We start from the raw sequence: 24,822 nt of genomic DNA on the forward strand, positions 1-24,822 counted from the left end.
GGACTCGATCTCGAATGGGATTCGATTTCACATGCCTGTCGATGCGGAACCGCCAAGATCTCCTGAGGGGCGCGTGCCCCGGTCCTTCGGTACGTTTTCCGGTATGGCGACAGATGTCGATGTATTTCTTCGTCGTCTGGCTCAAGAGCTCAGGCCACGGGTGCACCAGTCGGCCGACGTACTGGTGCGGCGTATGCGCAGCGAGCTTCCCGAGCTGTGGGAGTACGAGGACCTCTCCTCCATGGCCCTCGAGGAAACGGCCGGGCACGTCACCGCCTTTCTGGACGTCCTGGAGAACGGCCTCGACGTGGCCCGGGCCGGCACACCTGCCACCACCGTGGAGGTCGCTCGCAGGTTCGCCCGGAGCGGGGTGCCGGTCAGCAAGCTCCTGCGCGCCTACCGGCTCGGCCATGTCGCCCTGTTGCAGCTGGCGCACGACACGGCCGCCGGTCTCACCGACGACTGGGAGCTGATCGACGCCGCGTGGATCAGACTGATGGCCTTGGGTTTCGCGTACGTCGACCTCGGCTCCGAGCACGTCGTCGTCACCTACCAGGAGGAGCGAGACCGGCTGCTCCAGCGACGGCTCATCCTGACCAACGAGGCGAGCATCCGGATCGGGACCACGCTCGACACCGCCCGTACATGCCAGGAACTGGCGGACGTCGGAGCCGAGGACTTCGCCGACCTCGTCACCGTGGACCTGCTCGACTCCGTTCTCCGCGACGAGGCCGCTCATCCGTCACCGGACGCGCCGGTGCTGTGCCGCATCGCCCAGCGGTCCGTCCTCGACGGCTGCCCGGACTCCGCGGTCGCCACAGGTGCCATGCACGCCTACCCGGTGGGATCGCATCCGGCTCGCGCGATGGCCGACAGGCAGTCCCTCCTGCACCGCATCACGGCCTCCGACGTCCCCGTGTGGCTGGCGCCGTCCGAGGAGCAGCGACACGCCTTGCGCGCCCATGGCTTCCACTCGGTGCTGCTCGTGCCCCTGCACGCGCGCGGACACACCCTCGGCCTGGCCGAGTTCTTCCGCCATCGCACCGTGGCCCCCTTCGACGACGACGATCTCCTCCTGGCTCAGGAGATCGCCTCCAGGGCGGCGGTGTACATCGACAACGCCCGCCTTTACACCCAGGAGCATTCGACCGCTCTCACCCTCCAGCGCAGCCTGCTGCCACAGCGCGCGGTGGAGCAGTCGGCCGTCGAGATGGCCGCCCGCTACCTGCCCAGTGGATCGCGCGCGGGCGTGGGCGGTGACTGGTACGACGTCATTCCGCTGTCGGGAGCCCGCGTCGCCCTCGTCGTGGGCGACGTCGTCGGCCGCGGCCTCCACGCCGCCGCCACCATGGGGCGCCTGCGGACGGCCGTCAGCGCCTTCGCCGACATCGACCTGATGCCCGACGAACTGCTCACGCATCTGGACGACGTGGTCATCCGCATGCAGCGCGAGGAGGCGTCGGACGCGGGCGAGACCAGCGCCACCTGCCTGTACGCGGTCTACGACCCCGTCTCCCGGCTGTGCTCCCTGGCCAGCGCCGGGCATGCGCTACCGGTCGTGGTGACCCCGGCCGCCGACGGTGACGCCCCGGCCTCCCGTGTCCTCGACTTCCCGGAGCTGCCGATCGGCCCGCCCCTGGGCCTGGGCGGGCTCCCCTTCGAGACCGTCCAGTTCGAACTGCCGGAGGGCAGTCTGCTGGCTCTGTACACCGACGGCCTCGTCGAGAGCCGAACGCGTGACGTGGACACCGCGCGCACGATGCTGTGCGACATCCTCACCGAGGCGTCGGAGCCGGCGAGGACCGCGGAATCCGTGGAGCCCGTGGACTTCGTGGAGTCGCCGGACGAGATCTGCGACCGAGTGCTGGCCACGCTGTTGCCCAGCCGTCCTCCCGACGACGTCGCCCTCCTGGTGGCGCGAACCCGAGCGCTCGACCCCGGCCATGTGGCCACGCTGGACGTCCCGTCGGACCCGGCGGCCGTGTCCGAAGCCCGTGGCCTTGTCACCGAAAGGCTGACCGCCTGGGGGCTGGAGGAGCTGACCTTCGCCACGGAGCTCATCGTCAGCGAACTGGTGACGAACGCGATCCGCTACGGCAAGAGCCCGATCCAACTGCGGCTGATCCTCCAGTCCACGCTCACCTGCGAGGTCTCCGACGCCAGCAGTACCGCTCCGCACCTGCGCCGAGCGCGGACCTTCGACGAGGGCGGGCGCGGCCTGTTCCTGGTCGCCCAGCTCGCGGAGCGCTGGGGCGCGCGGCACAACCGCGAGGGAAAGGTCATCTGGGCGGAACAGGCCCTCCCGGCCGCGGTGGACGCCGGGAGCCACGTCTGACAGCCCGCCCCGCGCGCCGGGCGGCGCGGGAAGCGGGCTGTCCACGTGCGGACCGTCCACGTTCGGACCGTCCAGGTTCGGACCATCCACGTGCGGACCGTCCAGGGAGCGCTGCCGTCAGATGATGCCCTGGGCCGTCATGGCCTGAGCCACCCTCAGGAAACCGGCCACGTTGGCGCCGAGCACGTAGTCCTCGGAGTTGCCGCCGTACGCCTCGGCGGTGGCGCGGCACTGGGTGTGGACGTCGCGCATGACCGTGGCGAGCCTGGACTCGGTCTGCTCGAAGGTCCAGCTGTCGCGGGACGCGTTCTGCTGCATCTCGAGCGCCGAGGTGGCCACACCGCCCGCGTTGGCGGCCTTCCCGGGCCCGAAGAGGACCCCGGCCTCGCGGAACATCTTCACCGCCTCGGGGGTACAGGGCATGTTCGCGCCCTCGGCGACGGCGAGCACCCCGTTCTTGACCAGGGCCACGGCGTCGTCGCGGCCGAGCTCGTTCTGGGTCGCGCAGGGAAGGGCGATGTCGCACGGGACGTCGTACACCGTGCCGCGGGCCGTGAAGCGCGCGGTCGGCTTCGCCTCCGCGTAGGCGGAGATCCGGGCGCGGCGCACTTCCTTGACGTCCTTCAGCAGCTCCAGGTCGATGCCTTCCTCGTCGACGAGGTACCCGGAGGAGTCGCTGCAGGCCACCACCCGGCCGCCCAGAGCCTGCACCTTCTCCGCCGCGTACACGGCCACGTTCCCCGATCCGGAGACCACCACCCTGCGCCCGTCGAAGCCGTGGCCGCGGGTGGCGAGCATCTCCTGGGCGAAGTACACCGCGCCGTAGCCGGTGGCCTCGGTACGGACGTGGGAGCCGCCCCAGCCGACCGGCTTCCCGGTGAGGACACCGGACTCGTAACGGTTGGTGATCCGCTTGTACTGGCCGAAGAGGTAGCCGATCTCCCGCCCGCCCACGCCGATGTCCCCGGCGGGCACATCGGTGTGCTCCCCCAGATGCCGGTACAGCTCGGTCATGAACGACTGGCAGAACCGCATGATCTCGCCGTCCGAACGGCCCTTCGGGTCGAAGTCGGAGCCGCCCTTGCCGCCGCCGATCGCCATGCCCGTCAACGCGTTCTTGAAGATCTGCTCGAAGCCGAGGAACTTCACGATGCCCAGGTTGACGCTCGGGTGGAAGCGCAGTCCTCCCTTGTACGGGCCGAGTGCGCTGTTGAACTCCACCCGGAAGCCCCGGTTCACCCGCACGGCGCCCTGGTCGTCGACCCAGGGCACCCGGAACATCAACTGCCGCTCGGGCTCGCAGAGCCGCTCCAGGAGGCCGGTGTCGACGTACTCGGGGTGTCGCTCGATCGCGGGTGCGAGGGACTCGAGGACCTCGGCCGCCGCCTGGTGGAACTCCGCCTCGCCGGGGTTGCGCCGGCAGACTTCCGTGTAGACGGCTTCCATATGTGCGCTGACGTTCATGCCTGTGTCTCGCTTTCTCCGAAAGTTCCGTTGCCCGGGGGCGACGTCACACAGTTCTCGTCGGACCTTAGCCCGCGCGGGTGTTGGGACGATCCGCGATCCGGTCCACCGCCCGGACAGCGCGCGGTGTCGCGGCGGCTGGACGAAGCAGCCCCCTGGACGGGCCGGAAGGCACCTCGTACGGGGCGGTCCCACCCCGCGCCCCGCTCGTCCCGCACGGGGATCCTCCCCCTCCGTACCGCGCGGCTGATGCCGGTGACGTCCGATGGCTGACCTGGGACTTTGCCGGGTCGTCCACCTTCCGGACGCGCCGGCCGGGGCCCGGGGATAGCGTGGAAGTACAGCAACCAACAGGTGACGCCATGCCCCACAAGACCTACGACGCCATCGTGGTCGGAGCGCGCTGCGCCGGTGCGCCGACCGCGATGCTGCTGGCACGACAGGGCCACCGGGTCCTCCTGCTGGACCGGGCCCATTTCCCGAGCGACACCGTCTCCACGCACCTGATCCATCCGCCGGGCCTGGCGGCGCTGGACCGCTGGGGCCTCCTGAGCCGGGTGACCGCCGGCGATCTGCCGATGATCACCACGTACTCCTTCGACCTCGGGCCGGTCATCCTGGCCGGTTCCCCGGCCGGGTGCGGTTTCTCCGGCTCGTACGCGCCGCGCCGCACGATCCTGGACAAGATCCTCGTGGATGCCGCCGTGGCGGCGGGCGCCGAGGTGCGCGAGGGGTTCTCCGTCGAGGAGCTGGTGAACGGGGGTGAGAGCGCGGGCAGTACCGTGACGGGGATCCGGGGACGCGAGCACGACAGCCCCCGGGTGACGGAGCACGCCCGGGTGGTGATCGGCGCGGACGGCGCCCACTCGTTCGTCGCGCGGACCGTCGGAGCCGCCTCCTACGCCGAGAAACCGAAGCTGCAGGCCAGCTACTACACCTATTGGTCGGGGCTCGGCTTCGACAGGTTCGAGGCGTTCCTGCGGCCCGACCGGGGCTTCGCGGGCTGGCCCACCAACGACGGTCTGACCCTGCTCATCTGCGGCTGGCCCATGCGCGAGTTCGAGGCGAACCGGACCGACTCGGAGGGCGAGTACCTGGCCACCGTCGCGCTGGCTCCCACCCTGGCCGAACGGATCGCGTCGGCCACCCGAGTGGAACGCTTCGTCGGGACCGCGGTCCCGAACTACTTCCGCACACCGTACGGACCGGGCTGGGTCCTGGTGGGGGACGCCGGCTACCTCAAGGACTTCATCACCGCTCAGGGCATCCAGGACGCCTTCCAGGACGCGGAACTGTGCGCCCGGGCCGTCGATGAGGCCCTCACCGGACAGCGCCCCTTCGAGGAGGCCATGCGGAACTACCAGGAGGCTCGCGACGAGCGCGTACGGGAGATGTACGAGTTCACCGCCGACTTCGCCTGCCTCGATCCGCCGACTCCGGAGATGCAGCAGGTGTTCGGCGCCATCGCGCAACAGCAGGAGACCATGGACGGCTTCGCCCGGGTGGTCGCCGGGGTGACCACTCCCTCGGAGTTCTTCTCCGACCCGGCCCTGACACCCGCGGCGGGCTGAGCCGCCTCACCGCGTGCGCCGGACCTCGCCCGACACCGGCGGTCAGCGGCACAGGAGCGCGGCGCGCAGATCGAGTTTGTGGTCGAGTCGGGAGAGGTCGCGTCCGGTGAGGGCCTCGATGCGCTGGATCCGGTAGTGGACCGTGTTCACGTGCAGGTTGAGGGTCTCGGCGGTCCGTGCCCAGGAGCAGTTGAGGCCGAGGAACACCTCCAGGGTCTCCAGGAGGACGCGGTGGGAGGCACCGGCACCGTCCAGAAGCGGGCCCAGGGTCTTGGTGCTGTACACGGCCTTGACGTCTGCGGGGACCCCGGCCAGCAGTGCCTCGACGGTGTCCAGTTCCTCCACCCCCCTCACCCGCGCCTCCCCCGCTCCTCCCGACCTGGCGGCGGCCGACGCGTAGCGCGCCTGTTCCAGGGCTCGTCGTAGGCCGTCGGCGTGCGGTACGGGTGCGCTGAAGCCGGCACGCAGAGCGGTCGCCCCCTGCGGATGGCAGCCGGCCAGGAGGGGCCAGATGTCCGCCAGTCGGCTGCTCGTCCCGTCGTCCGCGGTGGCTTCGAGTACGCCGATGGCTTCGCCACCGGGCGCGGTGCCGACCGCGAAGACGGGCGCGAGGTGACTCAGTGCCTCGGTGAGCGCGTCGGCCGCGGTCGCGCTGCCGTCGGCGTCGTCCATCGAGGCGACGACCACGCGGTATCGCGTGTCCCGAGACGGTAGGCCGCAGGCGCGGAGCGCACCGTCCACGGCGGTGGCGTCGGGCGCGGGGGTGTCGATCAGGCCGACGAGTGCGTCGGCGGCCTCTCGTTCCGCCCTCCTCCGGCGGTCGTGGTGGTCCCGGTACTGGGCCATGACCTCGGCGATCTCGTGCAGGACGCGCGGCGGTGTCGTCGCCTCGGCAGGGAGGTAGAGGTGCCAGGCGTCGAACGGTGTGCCGCCCGTCCCGGCCCGCAGGGTCGTGCCCGTCGTGTCGTGGAGGCTGCTCGCGGCCTGGTGGGCCGTCAGTTCGGGGGCGGACGCGGTCCGTGCGACGGTCCGGCCGCTGCTGGTCAGCAGATGGCAGGGAGGTGTTCCGAGGTGCGCGAAGGCCCGGTCGAGGAGCTCTGCCGGTGTGGGCCCGCGTTCGAGCACTCGGCTCAGGTCGTTGCGGACGTTCTCCGGGAGGGCGTGATGGAGGGTGGGGCGGCGGCTGAGGTCTCCCCACTGCCGCAGGTAGACGGCCTCGGTCACCGCACGGAACGTCGTCTGCGACGGCACCGCGAGCAGCGGTATGCGGTGCGCCTCGCAGGCGGCGACGAGATCGGCGGGGACCGTGCCGTGCGTCTCCTCGCCGGCCAGGAGCGCGGCGGCGCCGGCGGAGCGGAGCGCGGCGACGAACCGGTCGGTCCTTGCGCGGCTGTCGTCCGGGTTCCACCACACCAGCCCGCTCAGGACGATCTCGCCCGGCTGGAGGAAGCGGGTGGGGTCCTCCAGATCGGTGGCTGTCACTCCGCTGATCTCGTGACCGAGAAGGCCTTCGTCACCCCAGACCAGGGCGAGGCGAAGGCTGTCCAGTTGGAGGAGGTGTCCGACGTGCATGCGCTGCCTCCCTGCGCGACCCCAGGTCGATCCATGTGCCTCACATTAACAAGGCAAGAATGTGTTCCTGCATCGTAAATGCTAAGGCTATCCAGGAAAACGCCTCTTGGTTGATCAACCAATCCCTGCCCTGGCCCGATGGTGCATTCCGTGTGCGCAACCAGTCGTTTGCGCCCCGCCGCGCGGGTTTCACTGACGGAAGGCAAGTGGCCGAAAGGGCATGGGGAGACATGGATCTGAACACGGTGCTCGACGTACGCGACGCTCGCCGTCGCGAGACCTGGCGGCCGGGGGACGCCTGGCTCGGCGGTGGGACCTATCTCTTCTCGGAGCCGCAGCCGCACATCCGTCGGCTGATCGACCTGAGCCGCATGGGCTGGGAACCGCTCGTACGGCATCCGGACGGGTCGCTGGAGATCGCGGCCACCTGCACGGTCGCGCGGCTTTACCGCTACGCCCGTACGCTCCCGGCCTCCGCGGCGCTCCTCGTCGAGCAGTCGTGCCGGGCGTTCCTCGCCTCGTTCAAGATCTGGAACATGGCGACCGTCGGCGGGAACCTGTGCAACGGACTGCCCGCCGGACCGATGATCTCGCTGACGGCGGCCCTCGACGGCGAATGCCTGCTGCTCGGCCAGGGTGGTTCGCTGCGCCGCAGGAAGGTGGCGGACTTCGTCACGGGCGCGGGGCGCAAGGACCTCGCCGAGGGCGAACTGCTGCGGTCGATCACGATTCCGGCCGCCGGCCTGAGCTGTCGGACGGCCTTCCGCCAGGCGTCGCTCTACGGTCTGGGACGCTCAGGCGCCCTGGTCATCGGCGCGCTCGACCCGCGGGACGGGTCGCTGGCCGTCACCGTCACCGCGGCCACGACCAGGCCCTTCCGCTTCTGGTTCCCGCTCCCACCGACGGCGGACGCCCTCCGGGGCTCGATCGACTCGGCCGTGGCCGATCACGAGTGGTTCGACGACATCCACGGGCTGCCCCAGTGGCGGCGGCACATGACCCTTCGCTTCGCGGAGGAGATCCGCCGCGAACTCACCCAGGAGTCCGCACGATGAGCTTCCGTATCCAGGTCAACCAGGAACTCTTCGAGAACGAGCCGCGTGCCGGCCAGTGCCTGCGTACGTATCTGCGCGAGCGGGGCTGGTTCGGGGTGAAGAAGGGCTGCGACGCCGGGGACTGCGGTGCCTGCACCGTGCATGTGGACGGCGAGCCCGTGCACAGCTGTCTGTATCCGGCGGTACGCGCCGAGGGCCGGTCGGTCACCACCGTCGAGGGTCTGGCCTCCCCGGACGGGGAACTCCACCCCGTGCAGCAGAAGTTCCTCGACGCGCAGGGGTTCCAGTGCGGCTTCTGCACGGCGGGCTTCCTGATGACCACGGCAGCGCTGGAGGCGGAGCGGGGCACGGGGCACGACGACGGCAAGCTGGACGATCTACCGCGCGCCTTCAAGGGCAACATCTGCCGCTGCACCGGGTACCGGGCCGTCGAGGACGCGGTGCGGGGCGTCAAGCACACCGAACGCCCCTGCGCGGGCAAGGCCGTCGGCAGGAGCCTGGGCGCCCCCGCCGGGCCCCTCGTCGTCACCGGCACCGCCCGTTACACCTTCGACGTCGAGGTCCCCGGGCTGCTCCACATGAAGCTGCTGCGCTCCCCGCACCCGCACGCCCGGATCGTCTCCATCGACACCTCCGACGCCCTGCGCGTGCCGGGTGTCCACGCGGTCCTCACCCACCACGACGCCCCGGACCGGCTGTACTCCAGCGCCCGCCACGAGCACCCCACCGAGGATCCGGAGGACACCCGCGTCCTGGACGACGTGGTCCGTTTCGTCGGCCAGCGCGTGGCGGCCGTCGTCGCCGACAGCGAGCAGGCGGCCGAGGAGGGCTGCCGCCGCGTGGTCGTCACGTACGAGGAACTGCCGTACGTGATCGACCCGGAGGAGGCCATGCTCCCGGGCGCCCCCGTCCTCCACCCCAAGGGCCCCGAGTCGCGCATCGCCCGCCCCGGGAACAACGTGTGCGGCGAGGTGCACGGCACGATCGGCGACATGGAGGAGGGGTTCGCGGAGGCGGACGTCGTCCACGAGCAGACCTTCCGGACCCAGCGCGTGCAGCACGCCAGTCTGGAGACCCACGGCAGCGTCGCGTATTTCGAGCCCAAGGAGGACGGCGACGGCGAGCGCATCACCGTCCGCTCCTCCACCCAGGCGCCGTTCCTGACCCGGCGGGCGCTGTGCGCCCTCTACGACCTGGGAGAGGACGAGGTCCGTGTCGTCGCGGGCCGCGTGGGCGGCGGGTTCGGCGGCAAACAGGAGATGCTCACCGAGGACATCGTGGTCCTCGCCGCCCTGAAGCTGCGGCGGCCTGTGAAGCTCGAGTTCACCCGGGCCGAGCAGTTCTACGGTGCCACCACCCGCCACCCCTTCAAGATCACCGTCAAGATCGGTGCCAGGGCCGACGGCACCCTCACCGCGCTGCGCATCCGCGTGGTCTCCAACACCGGCGCGTACGGCAACCACGGGCCGGCCGTCATGTTCCACAGCGTCGGCGAGTCGTTCGCCGTCTACAAGGCGCCGAACAAGGAGGTGGAGGCGTACTCGGTCTACACCAACGGTGTACCGGCGGGCGCCTTCCGCGGCTACGGCCTGGGCCAGGTCCTCTTCGCCCTCGAATCGGTGATGGACGAACTCGCCGTCCGGCTCGGCATGGACCCGCTCGTCCTGCGCGAGAAGAACGTGATCGGCCCCGGCGACTCCATGGTGACCCCGATCGGCCACGAGGAGGACCTCTTCATCGCCTCGTACGGGATGAAGCAGTGCATGGACGTCGTCCGCAGGGCGATCGCCGAGGACCGCAGCCACGAGGACGTCCCCGAGGGCTGGCTCACCGGGACGGGCACGGCGGTCGCGATGATCGCGACCGGCCCGCCGGGCGGCCACTTCGCCGACGCCCGGGTCAGCCTGCTGCGCGACGGCACGTACGACATCGCGGTGGGCACGGCGGAGTTCGGCAACGGCACGACCACCGTCCACAAGCAGATCACCGCGGGCGCGCTGAACACCACGGTCGACCGGATCGCGGTCCGCCAGTCGGACACGGACGTCGTCCGCCACGACACCGGAGCGTTCGGTTCGGCCGGCACGGTGGTGGCGGGCAAGGCCGTGATGCTGGCGGCCGATTCGCTCGCGGAGCGTCTGCGGACGTTCGCGGCCCGGCACACGGGCGTGGCCCGGCACCTGTGCAGGCTGGAGGCCGAGGCCTTCGACTGCGCGGGCCGGATCGTCACCCTGAAGGAGCTGTACGAGGCCGCGTACGACAAGGGCAGGCTGGACGAGCTGGCGGCGGACGGCCACTGGGGCGGCTCGCCGCGCTCGGTCGCCTTCAACGCGCAGTGGTTCCGGCTCGCGGTCGACCCGGACACCGGCGAGATGAGGATCCTGCGCAGCGTGCACGCGGCGGACGCGGGCAAGGTCATGAACCCGATGCAGTGCCGTGGTCAGGTCGAGGGCGGCGTCGCCCAGGCGCTCGGGGCGACGCTCTTCGAGACGGTGCGGGTGGACGAGCGCGGCGAGGTGACGACGGCCGCGTTCCGCCGCTACCGGCTCCCCCAGTACGCCGATGTGCCACGCACCGAGGTCCACTTCATGGAGACGAGCGACGCGATCGGCCCGCTCGGGGCCAAGTCGATGAGCGAGAGCCCGTTCAACCCGGTCGCCCCCGCCTTCGCCAACGCACTTCGGGACGCCACCGGCATCCGGTTCACCGAGCTGCCCGTCACCCGCGACCGCGTCTGGCTCGCGCTCGACCGGCACCGGGCGCACGGGGTCACGCCGCACGCATCGGACGAAGGACCGGAACAGGCAAAGGAGCTCTTCGTACCTTGCTCACAAAAGCGAGGCGATAGGCCCTGAATCTGGTGCACATGTGGTTTCCGAAGGACGGGGCGGGTATCACTGGCGTCAGCCGCCGCACCGACTGCCTGAAGGGGAACCCCATGAGCAGCCTCACCGCGCCGCCCCGAACCGACCCCGTACGCGCGGGCCGTTTCACCATCCACGGGGAGGTGGCCCGCCCCCTCACCCTGAGCGTCGCGGACCTGCGGCGCCGCTGGGGTCAGCACGAGGCGACGGTGACGTTCGACTGCGCGACCAGCGGCCCGCAGGAGCACCGGTTCCGTGGCCCGCTCCTGCGGGAGGTGATGGAAGCGGTGACGCCGTCCTTCGACCCCCGCCGGCGCAAGGAGCGCGCCCGGTTCCTGGTGGCGTTCACCGGCGGGGACGGACACCACGCGGTGCTCTCGTGGGCGGAGTTCGACACCGATTTCGGGAACGGTCCGATCCTGCTCGCCACCCGCATGGACGGGACCGAGCTCGACGAGGCGGGCTGCCAGCTCGTCGTCCCCACCGACCACTGCGGCGCCCGTTACATCAGCGCCGTCACCAGCGTCTGGATCGGCACGTGCCGCGTGCCGCACGCCGGGCCCTGAGAGGCAGCCGTGCCCCCGCACGCGCGGGCACCGGATCCGCCGAGGGCGCGTCAGGCGCCGGCGAGCGAGATCTCGGTGGCCTTGACGAGCGCCACGACCGAGGTGCCGGCCACGAGGCCGAGGTCCGCGACGGCGTCCTTGGTGATGGCCGCGGTGAGAGTGCCTCCTTCGACGTCCACCTTGACGCCTGCCATCGCGCCACCGGTCGACACCTCGCTCACCGTGCCGGGCAGCTGATTGCGGATGCTGAGCCCGTCCACGGGTCCGGTGGCCAGAGCCACCTCGGTGGACTTCACCAGGATGCGCACCGCCGCGCCCTCACCGAGACGGAGATCCTTGACGGCGTCGGCCGTGATGGCGGCGGTGATGTTCTGACCACCGTCGAGGCGGATCTTGACGGTCGCCATGGCTTCGCCGGTGGTGACCGACGTGACGGTGCCGGGCAGCTGATTGCGAATGCTGAGACTCATGAAGTGATGCCCCACTCTGCTCTGACAAGTCGGCTTGATCACACTCTGTGCAGCACTGTAGTCCCACGCGTCGTTCATCTCGCCGCAGGCTTGGCCCTTTCTCCAACCGGGTTGGCATCTGCCGTGAGGAATCCACGAATCAGTTGCATTTGAGAGGCTCAGGCTCCTACGGTGGCGCTTATGCAGTCCTACACCATCGGACAGGCGGCGCGTCTGCTCGGCGTCAGCCCCGACACCGCCCGCCGCTGGGCCGACGCCGGCCGGGTCGCGACCCATCGCGACGAGAGCGGGCGTCGCCTCATCGACGGCCGTGATCTGGCCGCCTTCTCCATCGAGGTCGGCCAGGGCGGAAGCGGCGACGAGGACGCCTCGTACACCTCCGCCCGCAACGCCTTCCCCGGCATCGTCACCGCGGTCAAGCTCGGTGACGTCGCCGCGCAGGTGGAGATCCAGGCGGGTCCCCATCGACTGGTGTCCCTGTTGACCAGGGAGGCCGTCGAGGAGCTGGGACTCGAAGTCGGCATGCAGGCCACCGCCCGCGTGAAGTCGACCAGCGTGCACATCGACCGCACCTGACCCCTCACGCATACAAGCGGCGCCACCGTCACGGGCGCGGCTCACCACCATTCGCCCGGACGGCTCATGCCGACCACAGCCCCAGGAGAACCACCCTCATGTCTCTCACGTTCACGAGACGCCGCGCCGCCGCTGCCGTCCTGACGGCCGCCCTGCTCGTACCGCTGGCCGCCTGCGGCAACGACACCAAGGACTCCGGCGCCAAGGCCACCGGGTCCGGCGCCCCGAAGGCCGACCTGACGGTCCTGGCCGCCGCCTCCCTGACCGACGTCTTCAAGACCGCGGGCGCCGCCTACGAGAAGGCGCACCCCGGCACCAAGGTGACCTTCTCCTTCGCCGGCTCGCAGGAGCTGGCCGCCCAGGTCAAGCAGGGCGCCCCCGCCGACGCGCTGGTCACCGCCGACACCAAGACGATGGACGGGCTGAAGGCCGACACGGGCACGCCCACCGTCATCGCCAAGAACCGTCTGGTGATCGCGACCGTCGAAGGCAACCCGAAGAAGGTCGACGAGCTGAAGGACCTCGGCGACACCCGGCTGAAGGTCGTGCTCGCCGCGCCCGAGGTCCCGGCCGGCCGCTACAGCAAGAAGATCCTGGACGCCCAGAAGATCACGGTGAAGCCGGTCTCCCAGGAGCCCAACGTCCGGGCCGTCCTGAGCAAGGTCGAGCTGGGCGAGGCCGACGCCGGCCTGGTCTACAAGACCGACGCCGAGAAGTCCGCCGACAAGGTCGACGCCGTCGAGATCCCCGACGCCCAGAACGCGATCGCCGAGTACCCCGCCGCCACGCTCAAGGCGTCGAAGAACTCCGAGGCCGCCGCCGCGTTCGTCGCCTGGCTGAGCACGCCCGAGGCGCAGAAGATCCTCCAGGACGCCGGCTTCCAGCAGCCGTAACCGCACCATGCCCGCCTACTGGGGCTGCCCGGGGCCGGGGGGCCGGGCAGCCCCGGTACGGCTCTGCGCCCCCTCCTCCGAGCACGGGAACCCTCGATGAAGCGCCTCCGCACCCGCCCGCCGACGTCGGCGGAGAGGCCGCGTGCCACGCGGGCCCGCGCACCGCTCGCCCTGGCGATCCCCGCGCTGCTGGCCGTCGCGTTCCTGCTGCTCCCCCTGATCGGGATCCTCGCCCGGACCTCCTGGGGCGAGCTCGGCTCGCATCTGACCAGCCCGGGCACCACCCAGGCGCTGCGGCTTTCGCTCGTGGTCTCGCTCTGGGCCCTCGGTCTGTCCCTGGTCCTCGGTGTGCCGTTGGCCTGGCTGCTGGCCCGGGTGGACTTCCCTGGCAAGGCCTTCGTCCGTTCCCTCGTCCTGCTGCCGATGGTCCTGCCGCCCACCGTCGGCGGTGTCGCCCTGCTGCTGGCGTTCGGCAGGCGCGGGCTGCTCGGCCCCTGGCTGGAGAACACGTTCGGCATCACCCTGCCGTTCCACACCTCCGGCGCGGTGCTCGCCGCGACCTTCGTGGCCATGCCCTTCCTCGTCATCAGCCTCGAAGGAGCGCTCGGCGGACTCCGTCCCCGTTACGAGGAGACAGCCGCCTCGCTGGGTGCGTCGCCGCTGCGCGTGTTCTTCACCGTGACGATGCCCATGGTGGCACCGGGGCTGATCGCGGGCGCCGCCCTCACCTGGGCGCGGGCGCTGGGCGAGTTCGGCGCCACGATCACCTTCGCCGGCAATCTCCCCGGCACCACCCAGACCCTGCCCCTCCAGGTCTATCTGCTGCTTCAGGAGGAGCCGGAGGCCGCGACGTCCGTCTCGCTCCTGCTGCTCGTCATCGCCATGCTCGTCCTCATCGCGCTGCGCGGCCGCTGGACCGGAACGCCGAGCGACCGCGCCCACCGTGCCACCCCCGCGGCGGACGAGCCGGACCCGGTCACCGCGACGCCGCCCGCCGAGCCCGAACCACCGGCGACGCAGGACCGTTGGCGCCTTCGCGCCGAGGTCACCGGCTTCACCGAACTGACCCTGGACGCCGAGCCGGGCACGACGATCGCCGTCGTCGGCGCCAACGGCGCGGGCAAGACGACGCTCCTGCGCGCCCTCCTCGGCCTCACCCCCCGCGCCCACGCCACCGTCCGCCTCGGCGACACCGACGTCACCGCGCGACCGCCGCACCGTCGGGGAGTCGCCTGGGTCCCCCAGGACGGCGCCCTCTTCCCTCACCTGACGGCTCTCGCCAACACCGCGTACGGCCTGCGCGCCCACGGCGTCTCCCGCGCCGAGGCGCGCCGCGAGGCACAGCAGTGGCTCGACCGGCTGGGCGTCGGCCATCTCGCGCGCCGCCGGCCGGCTCAGCTCTCCGGCGGCCAGGCACAGCGCGTCGCGCTCGCCCGGGCGCTCGCCGCCCGCCCCCGGCTGCTGCTCCTCGACGAACCGCTCGCGGCCCTCGACCAGACCACCCGCGCCCATGTCCGGCACACCCTCCGCCGGCATCTCGACGGCTTCGGCGGCGTCTGTCTGATCGTCACCCATGACCCCGTCGAGGCCGTCTCCCTCGCCGACCGGGTCCTCGTGCTCGACGACGGACGGACCCTCCAGGACGCCTCGCCCGCCGAGGTCACGCGCCACCCCCGCTCACCGTGGGTGGCCCGGATGCTGGGGCGGAACGCCTGGCCCGGCACGGCTACCGCGGACGGCCTCGAACTCGCGGGCGGGGGGCGGCTGGTGATCGCGGAAGCGCTGCCCGCGGGCAGCGACGTGCTGGCGATCATCGCGCCCGAGGCCGTGTCCGTGCACCGCGACAGGCCCGGCGGAAGCCCGCGCAACGTCTGGCCCGGCACCGTACGGGAGATCACCTCGTCGGGCAGCCGGCTCCGGGTACTGATCACCTCCGACGAGGCCCCCGACCTCGTCGCCGAGATCACCCCCCAGGCGGCCGCCGAACTCGGCCTCGCCGACGGCACGGCCGTGTGGACCAGCGTCAAGGCGACCGAAGTGACCGCCGTGGCCCTCTGACGGGCGGGCGCCCACCGGCCGGTGTCAGTACACGTCACGGCCGTAGCGCTGGTCGGCGGCGAGCTGCTTCACATACACGGCGGCCTCGTCCTCGCTGAGCCCGCCCTGGGTCATGGCGATCTCGCGCAGCGCGCGGTCGACGTCCTTGGCCATCCGGCTCGCGTCGCCGCAGACGTAGAAGTGAGCGCCCTCCTGGAGCCAGGACCACAGCTGAGCACCGTGCTCGCGCATCCTGTCCTGGACGTAGATCTTGGCCCGCTGGTCGCGGGAGAAGGCCAGATCGAGGCGGCTCAGCGTGCCCTGCCGGTGGAACTCCTCCAGCTCCTGCCGGTAGTAGAAGTCGGTGGCCCGGTGCTGTTCACCGAAGAAGAGCCAGTTGCCGCCGTGGTGTCCGAGGGCTCGGCGCTGCTCAAGGAATCCCATGAAGGGGGCTATGCCGGTGCCCGGACCGACCATGATCGCGGGGGTGCCCGGGTCCGCCGGAGGGCGGAACTGCGCCGAGCGCTGGACGAACAGCGGCACCTCGCCGCCGGCTTCGGCATCCGCGAGGAAGGTCGACGCGACTCCCTTGCGCCGGCGGCCCGACGGGCCCTCGTAGCGCAGCACGGAAACGGTCAGGCCGACCTCGCGCGGGGTGGCGAGGGGGCTCGAGGAGATCGAGTAGAGCCGCGGTTGCAGCCGCTTGAGCCGCTCCGTCCACTCCTGGGCGCTGAGCCGGACCGGGAACTCGGCGACGACGTCGACGGCCTGCCGGCCCCAGGTCCACTGCGCGAGGCCGTCCTTGTTGTCCGGCCGCGTCAACTGCCTGAGCAGGCGGGCGCCGGTGCGCTCGGTGGCCAGGCGCAGCAGGTCGGCCGTGATGCGCGTGATGTCCAGGTGGCGGTGGAGCGCCTGCGCGAACGGCATCGGTTCCGAGCCCGACAGAACGACCTCGGCGTCCGGGGAGAGACCGGTGACGGCAAGCCACTCCGCCACCAGCTCCGGACAGTTGACCGGCCATATGCCGAGGGCGTCGCCCGCCTCGTACTCCACCCCGCTCTCGCCGAGGTCGAAGGTGAACCGGCGGATCTCCTTGCCCGCTCCGGGCAGGCTGAGCAGCTGGTTGCCGGACAACCGGGCGAGGTACGGGGCGGCCTTGCTCGGCTGCGGCGAGGGAACCGTCCGCTCCCCGACGGCGACCGACGCCGTGACCGTCGGCTCTGTGGGGGTGGCGAGGGCGGGGATCACGCGGTCCAGCCACTGTCCCGCGGGCTCGTCGTAGTCCGGCTCGCAGTCGACGCGTGGCAGGAGTCGTACGGCTCCGAGATCGGCGAGGCGCTCGTCGAGGCGGCGGCCGTGGCCGCAGAAGTCGTCGTAGGCGGAGTCGCCGAAGGCGAGCACCGCGTACCGGACGTCCTGCAAGGGGGTCGCGTCGGTGGCGCTCAGTGCCTGCCAGAAGCCGGACCCGTTGTCCGGGGCGTCACCGTCTCCGAACGTGCTGGTGACCACCAGCACGTCCGTGCCGGACGACAGGGCCGCGGGAGTCCGGTCCGCCATGCTGTGCACGGCCACCGGACGGCCGGCGTCGGCCAGGCGCGTGCCGATGGTGGTGGCGTACGCCTCCGCGTTGCCCGTCTGGGACGCCCAGAGGACGACGATCTGCCGCGTGTGCTCGCTCGCGGCGGTGCTCGGCACCGGATCCCCCGGCCGCGCCGCCGGCAGCATCGTCGACGGCTTCGGAGACCGGGAGAACGTACCTGCCAGCAGGCCCTCGACCCAGAGTGCGTTCGGCGCCTCGAACGGGGCGTCGGCGGGGAGCGTCGGCACGGCCGTCCCGGGCGGGGCGGCGGCGACTCCGGCGAGGAATCCGGCCAGGTAGCGGCGCTCGTGGTCCGTGAGGTCCGGAGGAGTCAGGTCGGTCAGACCGAGCAGGTCGGCGATGGCGGCCACCGGCGAGGCAGTCGAAGCCTGCTCCGTGTGCGCCAGGGCCGGCAGAGTCCCTGGCGCGTGCCCTTCGGTCGCGGCGCCCCGCAGACTGCCGGTGACCGGCTGGGCGGCGGCCGGACCCGGTACGGGGCGCGGTGCCGTCGTCTTGGTGAGGGTCACCGCGCAGACCTTGAACTCGGGCTGGAAGGAGAGCGGGTCGACGGCGTCGTTGGTGACGGCGTTGACGCTGAGGTACTCCCCGAACAGGTCGTTCCAGTGGAACGGCGCGAAGCAGTCGCCGGGCCGGACCCTGTCGGTGACGACCGCGGGCAGCACCGCCCGGCCACGCCGCGAGGCCACCTCGACGCCGTCGCCGTCCACGATGCCGAGCGCGGTGGCGTCCTGCGGATGGAGTTCGACGAAGGGGCCGGGGTTGAGCTTGTTGAGTTTCGCGACCTTTCCGGTCCGGGTCAGGGTGTGCCACTGGTGCTGCAGCCGACCGGTGTTGAGGACGAAGGGGTAGTCGTCGTCCGGGAGTTCGGCGGCCGGCAGATGCGGGCGGGCGAAGAACGACGCCCGCCCGGACGCGGTCGGGAAGACCAGGCGGGGCCGGCTGCCGTCCGGGCGCTCGACCAGGGGCGTGCTGACGCCGTCGTTCACGTAGCGGATCGGGTTGCGCTCAGGACCGTCCACGGTCGCCGCGGGCCACTGCACCGGAGCGCCGCGCAGCCGCGCGTAGGTGACGCCCCGCAGATCCCATCCGGTCTTCGGGTTCCATGCCCGCCGGAGCTCCTCGAACACCTCCTCCGCGGACGCGTACGTGAACGCGTCGGCGAAGCCCATCTCACAGGCGACACGGGCGATGAGCTGCCAGTCCGGCAGCGCCTGCCCGGGTGGGTCGACGGCTTCCTGGACGAGGGTGAGGTTCCGCTCGGAGTTGATCATCACCCCGTCGGACTCCGCCCAGAGGGTGGCGGGTAGCGAGATGTCGGCGTAGGCGTTGGTCTCCGTCTCGGCGAACACGTCCTGGGTGATGACCAGTTCGGCCGTCTCCAGCGCCTCGATCACGGTGCGCCGGTTGGCGACCGAGGCCACCGGATTCGTACAGATGATCCAGCACGCCTTGATCTCGCCGGCCACCATTTTCTCGAACATCTCGACCGTGCCGCGGCCGACGTCGGTGCGCAGGGTGCCCTCCGGCACTCCCCAGAGGTCCTCGACGAAGCGGCGTTCCTCCTCGACCAGCACCGAGCGCTGTCCTGGCAGGCCCGGCCCCATGTATCCCATCTCGCGGCCGCCCATGGCGTTCGGCTGGCCCGTGAGGGAGAACGGGCCGCTGCCGGGTCGGCAGATCGCGCCGGTCGCCAGGTGGAGGTTGACCAGGGCGTTCGTGTTCCAGGTTCCGTGGGTGGACTGGTTGAGGCCCATGGTCCAGCAGCTCATCCACTCGCCGGCTTCGCCGATCAGCCGGGCGGCCCGCCGGATGTCGGCCTCCGGAATGCCCGTGATCTCGGCGACCTTCGCGGGCGGGTGGTCCGCGAGGAAGCCGGGCATCTCCTCCCAGCCCTCGGTGTACTCGGCGATGAAGTCCGGATCGGTCCAGCCGCCTTCGACCAGCAGGTGCAGCAGGCCGTTGAGCAGAGCCAGGTCGGTGCCCGGACGGATCTGCAGGAACAGGTCGGCCTTGTCCGCGGTGGCGTTGCGCCGGGGATCGACCACGATCAGCTTGGCGCCACCGGCTTTGACCCGGTCCATCATCCTCAGGAAGAGGATCGGATGACAGTCGGCCATATTGGCGCCGATGACGAGGAAGACGTCGGCCCGGTCGAAGTCCTCGTACGAGCCGGGCGGCCCGTCGGCGCCGAGCGACAGCTTGTAGCCGGTTCCCGCGCTCGCCATGCAGAGCCGGGAGTTGGACTCGATCCGGTTGGTACGGATGAACCCCTTGGCCAGCTTGTTGGCCAGGTACTGAGCCTCCAGCGACATCTGACCGGAGACGTAGAGCGCCAGTGCGTCGGGGCCGTGTTCGTCGAGGATCGCGCGAAGGCCCCGGGCGGTCCTGGTGACGGCCGTGTCGACGTCCACGGCCTCGGGCTCGGCGCCCCGGTCGGCGCGGATCCGCGCGGTGGTCAGCCGGCCCGGGGCGGCCAGCATGTCGGCGTGGGTGGCGCCCTTGGTGCACAGCCGTCCGCCGTTGGCCGGATGTTCCTTGTCGCCGGATGCCTTGACGACCGTACGTCGGCCGTCGGGGCCCTCGGCGATGTCCAGCACGATCCCGCAGCCGACCCCGCAGTACGAGCAGACCGTCCGCACCCGCTCGTTCACAGCCGTCGTCTCCGCCACAGGAACGCCCCCTCAGATCGTCGTTCGACGGCCCCGGCGCGGAGCCCATCGGCCACCCGCGCGGGTCGAGCCCGTCGCCGCCCACCCTATGAAGCCCCTGTTGCCCGACCGTGACCGGCTGCGCCACCAGGCGTTACGCCGCCCGCACCGGAAGCGGCACGCGACTGTGAGCCGGCCCTCCCGTCCCCGCACCGGGCGACAGCCGAACCGACGCGTCGGCGCGAGCGCCACCGGCGGCCGGTCGCGATATGGCCGACCTCGAACGGAGCACCGCCGTGCGGAAGCCATCGGGCCTCCTTCCGCATACGGGACAGCAACCTCGTCAAAGGTGTGCCGCCGTGTCGGAGGAATTCTTCACCGCGGAGTTGATGCCTCGTCAACCACTCAGGCATTCAGGGCATTCCGCGGCCCTGATCGAGGTGATCGAGGTCGCCATGTCCTACCTTTTCGTAGCCTGGCATGCGTCGAATCCAAGGGCGTACAACCCTGGCGAATTCACCTCGACGGAAGCGTGACGACGTACTCGGCGAGGGTCCTCCGGACCACGTGCATCAGTGCACTCCCCCGAAGCGTCCACAGCCCCTGAAGGAGCCCAGTGAACAACCCGCACCTCTTCCGCCGCACCGCCCGGGTCGCGGCGGCGACCGCCGTCACCTTCGCCACCCTCGGTGCCACCTCCCCGACGGCGCCCGCGGCGGCGCAGCCGCCGGACGGCGTGCGGAGCATCGCGCTGTACGGCTTCGATCCCGGCCGGCGCGCACTGCCGGCTCGGCGCACGGAGCCGTTCAGCATGGTCGGCGTCACCTGGGCGGACTCGCGTGCCGAGCTCGGCGGCACGGCGCAGGTCCGTACCCGCGACAGTGTCACCGGCGTGTGGTCCGGCTGGCGTGACCTCGAACTCGACGTGCGTACGCCCGCGATCGAGGCGGGCGCCGGGGCGGGGGTCGACGGGATGCGTGCGGGAACGCAGCCGCTGTGGACGGGGCCGTCCGACGGTGTGCAGGTCAGGGTGACGGGGCAAGGCGGCGCGTCGAGGCTGCCGGCCGGACTGCGGGTGGAGCTGGTGGACCCGGAGAGCGATGCGGCCGAGGCCACGTCGGACGCCGCAGCGGCCGACGCCGCCAGGTCGGACGCCGCCGACAGCACGGCTCCGGAGCCGGTCGTGGTCCCGCGCGCGGGCTGGGGAGCCGACGAGTCGCTGGTCCTGAGCCGGGCGAAGTACACGACGGACACGAAGGTGGTGTTCACGCATCACACGGCGGGCACCAACGACTACACCTGTGCGCAGTCCGCCGACATCATCCGCGCCATCTTCCTGTACCACGTGCAGGGCCAGGGCTGGAACGACATCGGCTACCACTTCCTCGTCGACAAGTGCGGCACGGTCTTCGAGGGCCGTGCGGGCGGCATCGACGAGCCGGTCGTCGGAGCACATACCTACGGCCTCAACACGGACACGGCCGGCGTCGCCGTCCTCGGCAACTACAACACCGCGACCACCCCGCAGCCCGTCCTCGCAGCGATCGCCGGGGTAGCGGCCTGGAAGCTCGGCCTGTACGGGTACGACGCCGCCGGCACCGGCGAACTCACCGCGGCCAACGACAACGGCAAGTTCATCACGGGGCAGAAGGCCGTCCTGAACCGCATCTCGGGCCACCGCGACGGGTACCCGACCGAGTGCCCCGGCAACAATCTGTACGCCGACCTGACAGCGATCCGCGCACTCGCCACGGCGGCGCAGACGGACTGAGGACCAGGCTGTCGGAAACCCCCCTGGGTTACGCGTCCGGTTCGGGCGCGTCGTCCTTGGCCTGGGCGCGACGGCCGACCACGGCGGCCGCTGCCAGGGCACTGGCGAGGAAGGCGGTGGCGACGACCCAGGGCCGGTCGAGGACGTGACCGGTGGCGTGGTCGAGGGAGTAGCGGCCGGCGCCCGCGATGCCGATGCCGGCCGCGGTGAAGCCGAGGAAGGCCGGGTACTCGAAGCCGCCGGACTGGGCGAAGAAGCCGGCGGGCAGATGCACGGCGACCGCCCCCGCCATGGCTCCGGCCGCGGCGGCGCCGGCTGCCGGAGTGGCCAGGCCCAGAGCGAGCAGCGCACCGCCGCCTGCCTCGCCGAGGCCCGCGGCGATCGCGCTCTCACGGGGCGGCGAGAAGCCCATGGCCGCCATCCCCTGTGCGGTGCCCTCGATGCCACCGCCGCCGAACCAGCCGAAGAGCTTCTGGGTCCCGTGCGCGGCGAGTACGGCACCGGTGCCCACCCGCAGTACGAGAAGCCCGAGGTCGCGTCGGTTCAGGGTGGTCATCGGAGTCTCCCGGGGCAGCCGAAGGTCGGTCACCTTCCACTCTCGCCGCCACGCGCGCCGGGCCCTCTGTGTTGTTGCTCCACTCGGGTCATGTCCCGCCCGGCCGGGGGCCTCGGCTTATGCGCTACATTTTGCCGGTCCTTGACCGCGATCATTCACGATCCCTTCCTTCTCGGAGCCGGCAACCCATGAGCGACATCGTCAACGGCCTCGGCCGGGCCACCGCCTACGGCGCACTCGGCGTGGTGCTGCTGATCCTCGGCATCGTCCTGGTGGACCTGCTGACGCCGGGGAAGCTCGGCCGGCAGATCTGGGAGGAGCGGAACCGCAACGCCGCGACGCTGCTCAGCTCCGCCCTGCTCGGCATAGGCGGGATCGTCTTCACCTCGATCTGGACGACGTACGACGACTTCGGCAAGGGCATCGCCTCCACGGCCGCGTTCGGTCTGCTGGGCCTGGTGATGATGGCCGTGGCCTTTCTGGTCGTGGACCTGGTCACGCCGGGGAAGCTGGGCGCCACCCTCGTCGACCCCCAGCCGCATCCGGCTGTCTGGGTGACGGCCTCCTGCAACATCGCCGTCTCCGCGATCGTGTCCGCGTCCATCGCCTGAGCCCTTCAACGCCCCATCGGCTCGACCTCCAGGAACCGCCTGCGGCGTGGCCCCCGGTACAGCAGCGCCTCCCAGCCGAGCCGCTCCAGGACGGGCACGCAGGCGGTGAGCGCGGCCTCCTCCTCCTGCGCGGCCCCGCCGCCGGGCGGGCCCACCCACTCGACGACGGCGGTTCCGGGCCGTTCACCGGCCGTGACCCGGTAACCGGTCGCCACCCGGGCGCCCGTGGCGTCCACCGCCGAGGCCGCCGTCCTCGCCACCTCCAGGGCGAGGGCCACGGCCCGGACCGGCTGTCTCAGCTCCCACTCCGCGGGCACACCCGGCGAGTCATCGCCCTGCCGGTCGGTCAGCCGCCTGATCTGAAGCAGCCCGTCGAAGGCCGCCCGCGCCTCCCGTGACCGCTGCTCCCTCTCTCCTTCGTCCAGGGGCGGCCCGTCCCCCGTGGCCGCCTCGAACGTCCCCCGGTTCGTCGTCATGCCCCCACGGTAGGACCCGCCACCGACAACCACCCGGGTGCCGCCGTCCAGGTGTCAGCGCTGGCTGCGTCCGCTCGTGACCGCGTAGTACTGGAGGTCCTGCTTGTCGATCGGGCGGCGTACCGGGTAGCGGGTCGTGACCGTCGTCGTGGTCTTTCCGGCACGCACGGCGGTCGCCGAGCTGTGACCGGTGCGCAGGGGCAGGAGACGGGCGTGGACGCCGGACGGCGCTCGGTAGGTGCTGTCCGTGGTGCCGGTCGTCGTGCGCACCTGGGCGGGTACCGTGAGGAAGGAGAGGATCTCCACGGTGTCCCGGGGCGTTGCCGTGCCCCTGCGGGGCTCTATCAGCCGGGGCTGGCGTGCGGTGGACGGGGCGGCGTCGACGAACTGGACGCGAGAGGTCAGATAGAGGGTGTCACGAACGATCTCCGGCCAGGCGCCGGTCTTGAAGCGGGTCAGGTAGTAGGAACTGAGGTCCAGGTAGGCGTAGCCGTTGTGCAGTGAGGGAGCGAAGTGGGTGCCCTCGGAGTAGTCGTTCCAGGTGGTGAGCTGGACCCAGTCGGCGCCGGAGTCGATGGCCGCTCCCCAACTCGCACGCAGCGTCTCGGTGTTGCCCGCCTCGTCGTACACGCCCTGGTTGGGGCGGGCGTCCTGCACGGAGACCGGCTGCATCCAGATCTTGCCCAGCCGGCGCGCACGGTCGGCGGCGGCGCCCGCTCCGCCCTGCCGGTTGGCGCTCCGGGCGCCCCACTCGGAGAAGCCGTGGCTGATGGCCGCGTACCGCTCGTGTTCCGGGGTGAAGTCCAGGAAGAGCGGGACGAGTGCGGTGCGGATGCCGTGCCGGGACTCCAGCTCCCGCATCATCGACCGCCACCAACCGGGGTCCTTCTCCTCGGCCTTGAAGGGGGAGACGACGAGGCGGCCGTCCGGCAGGCGGTGCGCCGACGGGTGACGGGCCAGCCGGGCGAGCGTGTCGGCGAGGGAGGCGGGCGTGGTGCTCAGCGAGGTCATGTCGGGCATGAGCTGGATCCGGAATCCGGGGTCCTCCTCGCGGGCGGCCCGCAACAGCAGCTCGGCGCGGTCCCGGTTGCGTCCGCTCTCGGAGAGCAGGTCGAGGGTGAAGCCGTCGAGCCCGGCGTCCCGTGCGGTACGGATCTCCTGGCGCAGATGGGCCAGTTCCCAGTTCCCGCTCTCGGGCGCGGTGGGCAGCGGTCGGTCGCGCAGCAGCCCTCCGTACGCCCGGTGCTTGCCCTTCTCGCCCTCCGGGGTCAGGTAGTTGCGGCTGTAGTAGTCGCGGTCCGCGGGCTCGTTGTCCAAGGAGAGCGGGTACGGGGTGAAGTAGTGGGCGAAGACGAGCTTGCCCGAGCGGCGCAGTTCGCGGGGCGGGGGCAGGTCGAAGGGGAGTGCGGTGCTGTACGCCGCCGGGGGCGCCGAGGCCGGCTCGGCGGGGGCGTCGTCGCGGAGCACTCCGGCCGTTCCGATGCCGGCCCAGGCGCCGAGGAGCAGCACGCCCAGGGCGAGTCCCGGGAGCAGCCGTCGACGGCCCGGTGCCCGATGGGTCCGGGCTGAGGGCTTGTCCGCCATGGGCGTCCTTAGGGTCGGTCGGAGCTGCTGCCGCGGGCCCGCGGGCTGGCTGTAGTACAACCGATCGCAAGCGGCGGAACAACCACCGTCGGGTGCGTGCCGAACGGTCCGCGCGAGTCCGTCGCGTACCGCTTCCGGCGTGGTCGGCCGGAGTGACCGGCGGCTCGGAACGT

The 24,822-nt window shown here is 71.4% G+C and carries 18 protein-coding genes; 11 read left to right on the forward strand and 7 right to left on the reverse strand.

Going from position 1 to position 24,822, the window contains the following annotated elements:
- The first annotated feature begins 103 nt into the window (after nucleotides 1-103).
- Nucleotides 104-2,335 (forward strand): SpoIIE family protein phosphatase, encoded by a 2,232-nt coding sequence (locus ACFC0D_RS13000; RefSeq protein WP_376434174.1) that lies wholly within the window; start codon nucleotides 104-106, stop codon nucleotides 2,333-2,335.
- Between the two features lie 117 nt (nucleotides 2,336-2,452).
- Here the strand turns inward: ACFC0D_RS13000 and gdhA are convergent, their stop codons facing one another.
- Nucleotides 2,453-3,799 (reverse strand): NADP-specific glutamate dehydrogenase, encoded by a 1,347-nt coding sequence (gene gdhA, locus ACFC0D_RS13005; RefSeq protein WP_376434176.1) that lies wholly within the window; start codon nucleotides 3,797-3,799, stop codon nucleotides 2,453-2,455.
- Between the two features lie 362 nt (nucleotides 3,800-4,161).
- On the opposite strand from gdhA, the gene ACFC0D_RS13010 reads away from it, so the two are divergent.
- Nucleotides 4,162-5,370, forward strand: coding sequence for an NAD(P)/FAD-dependent oxidoreductase (locus tag ACFC0D_RS13010; protein ID WP_376434178.1), 1,209 nt, complete (start codon nucleotides 4,162-4,164; stop codon nucleotides 5,368-5,370).
- 42 nt (nucleotides 5,371-5,412) lie between these two features.
- Here ACFC0D_RS13010 and ACFC0D_RS13015 read toward each other — a convergent pair whose 3' ends face one another.
- Complete coding sequence (locus ACFC0D_RS13015; RefSeq protein WP_376434180.1) at nucleotides 5,413-6,942, reverse strand: PucR family transcriptional regulator; 1,530 nt, start codon at nucleotides 6,940-6,942, stop codon at nucleotides 5,413-5,415.
- 230 nt (nucleotides 6,943-7,172) lie between these two features.
- Here ACFC0D_RS13015 and ACFC0D_RS13020 point away from each other — a divergent pair, with 230 nt between their 5' ends.
- From ACFC0D_RS13020 to ACFC0D_RS13030, 3 genes are all read left to right on the forward strand, one after another.
- Nucleotides 7,173-7,997, forward strand: coding sequence for an FAD binding domain-containing protein (locus ACFC0D_RS13020; protein ID WP_376434182.1), 825 nt, complete (start codon nucleotides 7,173-7,175; stop codon nucleotides 7,995-7,997).
- Nucleotides 7,994-10,852 carry a molybdopterin-dependent oxidoreductase gene (locus ACFC0D_RS13025; protein ID WP_376434184.1) on the forward strand — a complete coding sequence of 953 codons (2,859 nt, stop codon included), beginning with the start codon at nucleotides 7,994-7,996 and terminating at the stop codon, nucleotides 10,850-10,852. Before ACFC0D_RS13020 ends, ACFC0D_RS13025 begins: the two co-directional genes overlap by 4 nt.
- A gap of 83 nt (nucleotides 10,853-10,935) precedes the next feature.
- A complete protein-coding gene (locus ACFC0D_RS13030) occupies nucleotides 10,936-11,427 on the forward strand; it encodes a molybdopterin-dependent oxidoreductase (RefSeq protein WP_376434186.1) in 492 nt (163 codons plus the stop codon).
- A gap of 50 nt (nucleotides 11,428-11,477) precedes the next feature.
- Here ACFC0D_RS13030 and ACFC0D_RS13035 read toward each other — a convergent pair whose 3' ends face one another.
- Entirely contained in the window at nucleotides 11,478-11,897 is a 420-nt protein-coding gene (locus ACFC0D_RS13035; RefSeq protein ID WP_376434188.1) for a molybdopterin-binding protein, read from the reverse strand.
- Nucleotides 11,898-12,077: 180 nt separating this feature from the next.
- Between ACFC0D_RS13035 and ACFC0D_RS13040 the strand changes: the two genes are divergently transcribed.
- The 3 genes from ACFC0D_RS13040 (at nucleotide 12,078) to ACFC0D_RS13050 (ending at nucleotide 15,424) form a co-directional block, all read left to right on the forward strand.
- Nucleotides 12,078-12,473, forward strand: coding sequence for a molybdopterin-binding protein (locus tag ACFC0D_RS13040; RefSeq protein WP_376434190.1), 396 nt, complete (start codon nucleotides 12,078-12,080; stop codon nucleotides 12,471-12,473).
- 98 nt (nucleotides 12,474-12,571) lie between these two features.
- Nucleotides 12,572-13,366, forward strand: a complete 795-nt coding sequence (modA, locus tag ACFC0D_RS13045) for a molybdate ABC transporter substrate-binding protein (protein ID WP_376434192.1) — start codon at nucleotides 12,572-12,574, stop codon at nucleotides 13,364-13,366.
- Nucleotides 13,367-13,462: 96 nt separating this feature from the next.
- The gene (locus ACFC0D_RS13050; RefSeq protein WP_376434194.1) at nucleotides 13,463-15,424 is read left to right on the forward strand and encodes an ABC transporter permease; all 1,962 of its coding nucleotides are present in this window, start codon (nucleotides 13,463-13,465) and stop codon (nucleotides 15,422-15,424) included.
- Between the two features lie 24 nt (nucleotides 15,425-15,448).
- Here the strand turns inward: ACFC0D_RS13050 and ACFC0D_RS13055 are convergent, their stop codons facing one another.
- The gene (locus ACFC0D_RS13055; protein ID WP_376434196.1) at nucleotides 15,449-19,672 is read right to left on the reverse strand and encodes a molybdopterin-dependent oxidoreductase; all 4,224 of its coding nucleotides are present in this window, start codon (nucleotides 19,670-19,672) and stop codon (nucleotides 15,449-15,451) included.
- A gap of 338 nt (nucleotides 19,673-20,010) precedes the next feature.
- On the opposite strand from ACFC0D_RS13055, the gene ACFC0D_RS13060 reads away from it, so the two are divergent.
- Nucleotides 20,011-20,187: a hypothetical protein gene (locus ACFC0D_RS13060; protein ID WP_376434198.1), complete on the forward strand. Its 177-nt coding sequence runs from the start codon at nucleotides 20,011-20,013 to the stop codon at nucleotides 20,185-20,187.
- An 80-nt stretch (nucleotides 20,188-20,267) separates the two neighbouring features.
- A complete protein-coding gene (locus ACFC0D_RS13065) occupies nucleotides 20,268-21,422 on the forward strand; it encodes an N-acetylmuramoyl-L-alanine amidase (RefSeq protein WP_376434200.1) in 1,155 nt (384 codons plus the stop codon).
- Nucleotides 21,423-21,450: 28 nt separating this feature from the next.
- Here ACFC0D_RS13065 and ACFC0D_RS13070 read toward each other — a convergent pair whose 3' ends face one another.
- Nucleotides 21,451-21,978 (reverse strand): DoxX family membrane protein, encoded by a 528-nt coding sequence (locus ACFC0D_RS13070; protein WP_376434202.1) that lies wholly within the window; start codon nucleotides 21,976-21,978, stop codon nucleotides 21,451-21,453.
- A gap of 188 nt (nucleotides 21,979-22,166) precedes the next feature.
- Between ACFC0D_RS13070 and ACFC0D_RS13075 the strand changes: the two genes are divergently transcribed.
- The gene (locus tag ACFC0D_RS13075; RefSeq protein WP_376434204.1) at nucleotides 22,167-22,589 is read left to right on the forward strand and encodes a DUF350 domain-containing protein; all 423 of its coding nucleotides are present in this window, start codon (nucleotides 22,167-22,169) and stop codon (nucleotides 22,587-22,589) included.
- A gap of 5 nt (nucleotides 22,590-22,594) precedes the next feature.
- Here the strand turns inward: ACFC0D_RS13075 and ACFC0D_RS13080 are convergent, their stop codons facing one another.
- Nucleotides 22,595-23,065 (reverse strand): hypothetical protein, encoded by a 471-nt coding sequence (locus ACFC0D_RS13080; RefSeq protein ID WP_376434206.1) that lies wholly within the window; start codon nucleotides 23,063-23,065, stop codon nucleotides 22,595-22,597.
- A 54-nt stretch (nucleotides 23,066-23,119) separates the two neighbouring features.
- Complete coding sequence (locus ACFC0D_RS13085) at nucleotides 23,120-24,649, reverse strand: glycoside hydrolase family 71 protein (protein WP_376434208.1); 1,530 nt, start codon at nucleotides 24,647-24,649, stop codon at nucleotides 23,120-23,122.
- Nucleotides 24,650-24,822: the final 173 nt, after the last annotated feature.

Origin of the sequence: Streptomyces sp. NPDC056222 (genome assembly GCF_042264065.1) — a bacterium.
GTDB lineage: Bacteria > Actinomycetota > Actinomycetes > Streptomycetales > Streptomycetaceae > Streptomyces.

Excerpts from the sequence above, each read along its gene's own strand:
- gdhA (WP_376434176.1), bottom strand. The coding sequence starts at position 3,799 with ATGAACGTCAGCGCACATATGGAAGCCGTCTACACGGAAGTCTGCCGG.
- ACFC0D_RS13010 (WP_376434178.1), top strand. The coding sequence starts at position 4,162 with ATGCCCCACAAGACCTACGACGCCATCGTGGTCGGAGCGCGCTGCGCC.
- ACFC0D_RS13030 (WP_376434186.1), top strand. The coding sequence starts at position 10,936 with ATGAGCAGCCTCACCGCGCCGCCCCGAACCGACCCCGTACGCGCGGGC.
- ACFC0D_RS13075 (WP_376434204.1), top strand. The coding sequence starts at position 22,167 with ATGAGCGACATCGTCAACGGCCTCGGCCGGGCCACCGCCTACGGCGCA.
- modA (WP_376434192.1), top strand. The coding sequence starts at position 12,572 with ATGTCTCTCACGTTCACGAGACGCCGCGCCGCCGCTGCCGTCCTGACG.
- ACFC0D_RS13020 (WP_376434182.1), top strand. The coding sequence starts at position 7,173 with ATGGATCTGAACACGGTGCTCGACGTACGCGACGCTCGCCGTCGCGAG.
- ACFC0D_RS13085 (WP_376434208.1), bottom strand. The coding sequence starts at position 24,649 with ATGGCGGACAAGCCCTCAGCCCGGACCCATCGGGCACCGGGCCGTCGA.
- ACFC0D_RS13025 (WP_376434184.1), top strand. The coding sequence starts at position 7,994 with ATGAGCTTCCGTATCCAGGTCAACCAGGAACTCTTCGAGAACGAGCCG.
- ACFC0D_RS13050 (WP_376434194.1), top strand. The coding sequence starts at position 13,463 with ATGAAGCGCCTCCGCACCCGCCCGCCGACGTCGGCGGAGAGGCCGCGT.
- ACFC0D_RS13000 (WP_376434174.1), top strand. The coding sequence starts at position 104 with ATGGCGACAGATGTCGATGTATTTCTTCGTCGTCTGGCTCAAGAGCTC.
- ACFC0D_RS13015 (WP_376434180.1), bottom strand. The coding sequence starts at position 6,942 with ATGCACGTCGGACACCTCCTCCAACTGGACAGCCTTCGCCTCGCCCTG.
- ACFC0D_RS13040 (WP_376434190.1), top strand. The coding sequence starts at position 12,078 with ATGCAGTCCTACACCATCGGACAGGCGGCGCGTCTGCTCGGCGTCAGC.
- ACFC0D_RS13070 (WP_376434202.1), bottom strand. The coding sequence starts at position 21,978 with ATGACCACCCTGAACCGACGCGACCTCGGGCTTCTCGTACTGCGGGTG.
- ACFC0D_RS13035 (WP_376434188.1), bottom strand. The coding sequence starts at position 11,897 with ATGAGTCTCAGCATTCGCAATCAGCTGCCCGGCACCGTCACGTCGGTC.
- ACFC0D_RS13080 (WP_376434206.1), bottom strand. The coding sequence starts at position 23,065 with ATGACGACGAACCGGGGGACGTTCGAGGCGGCCACGGGGGACGGGCCG.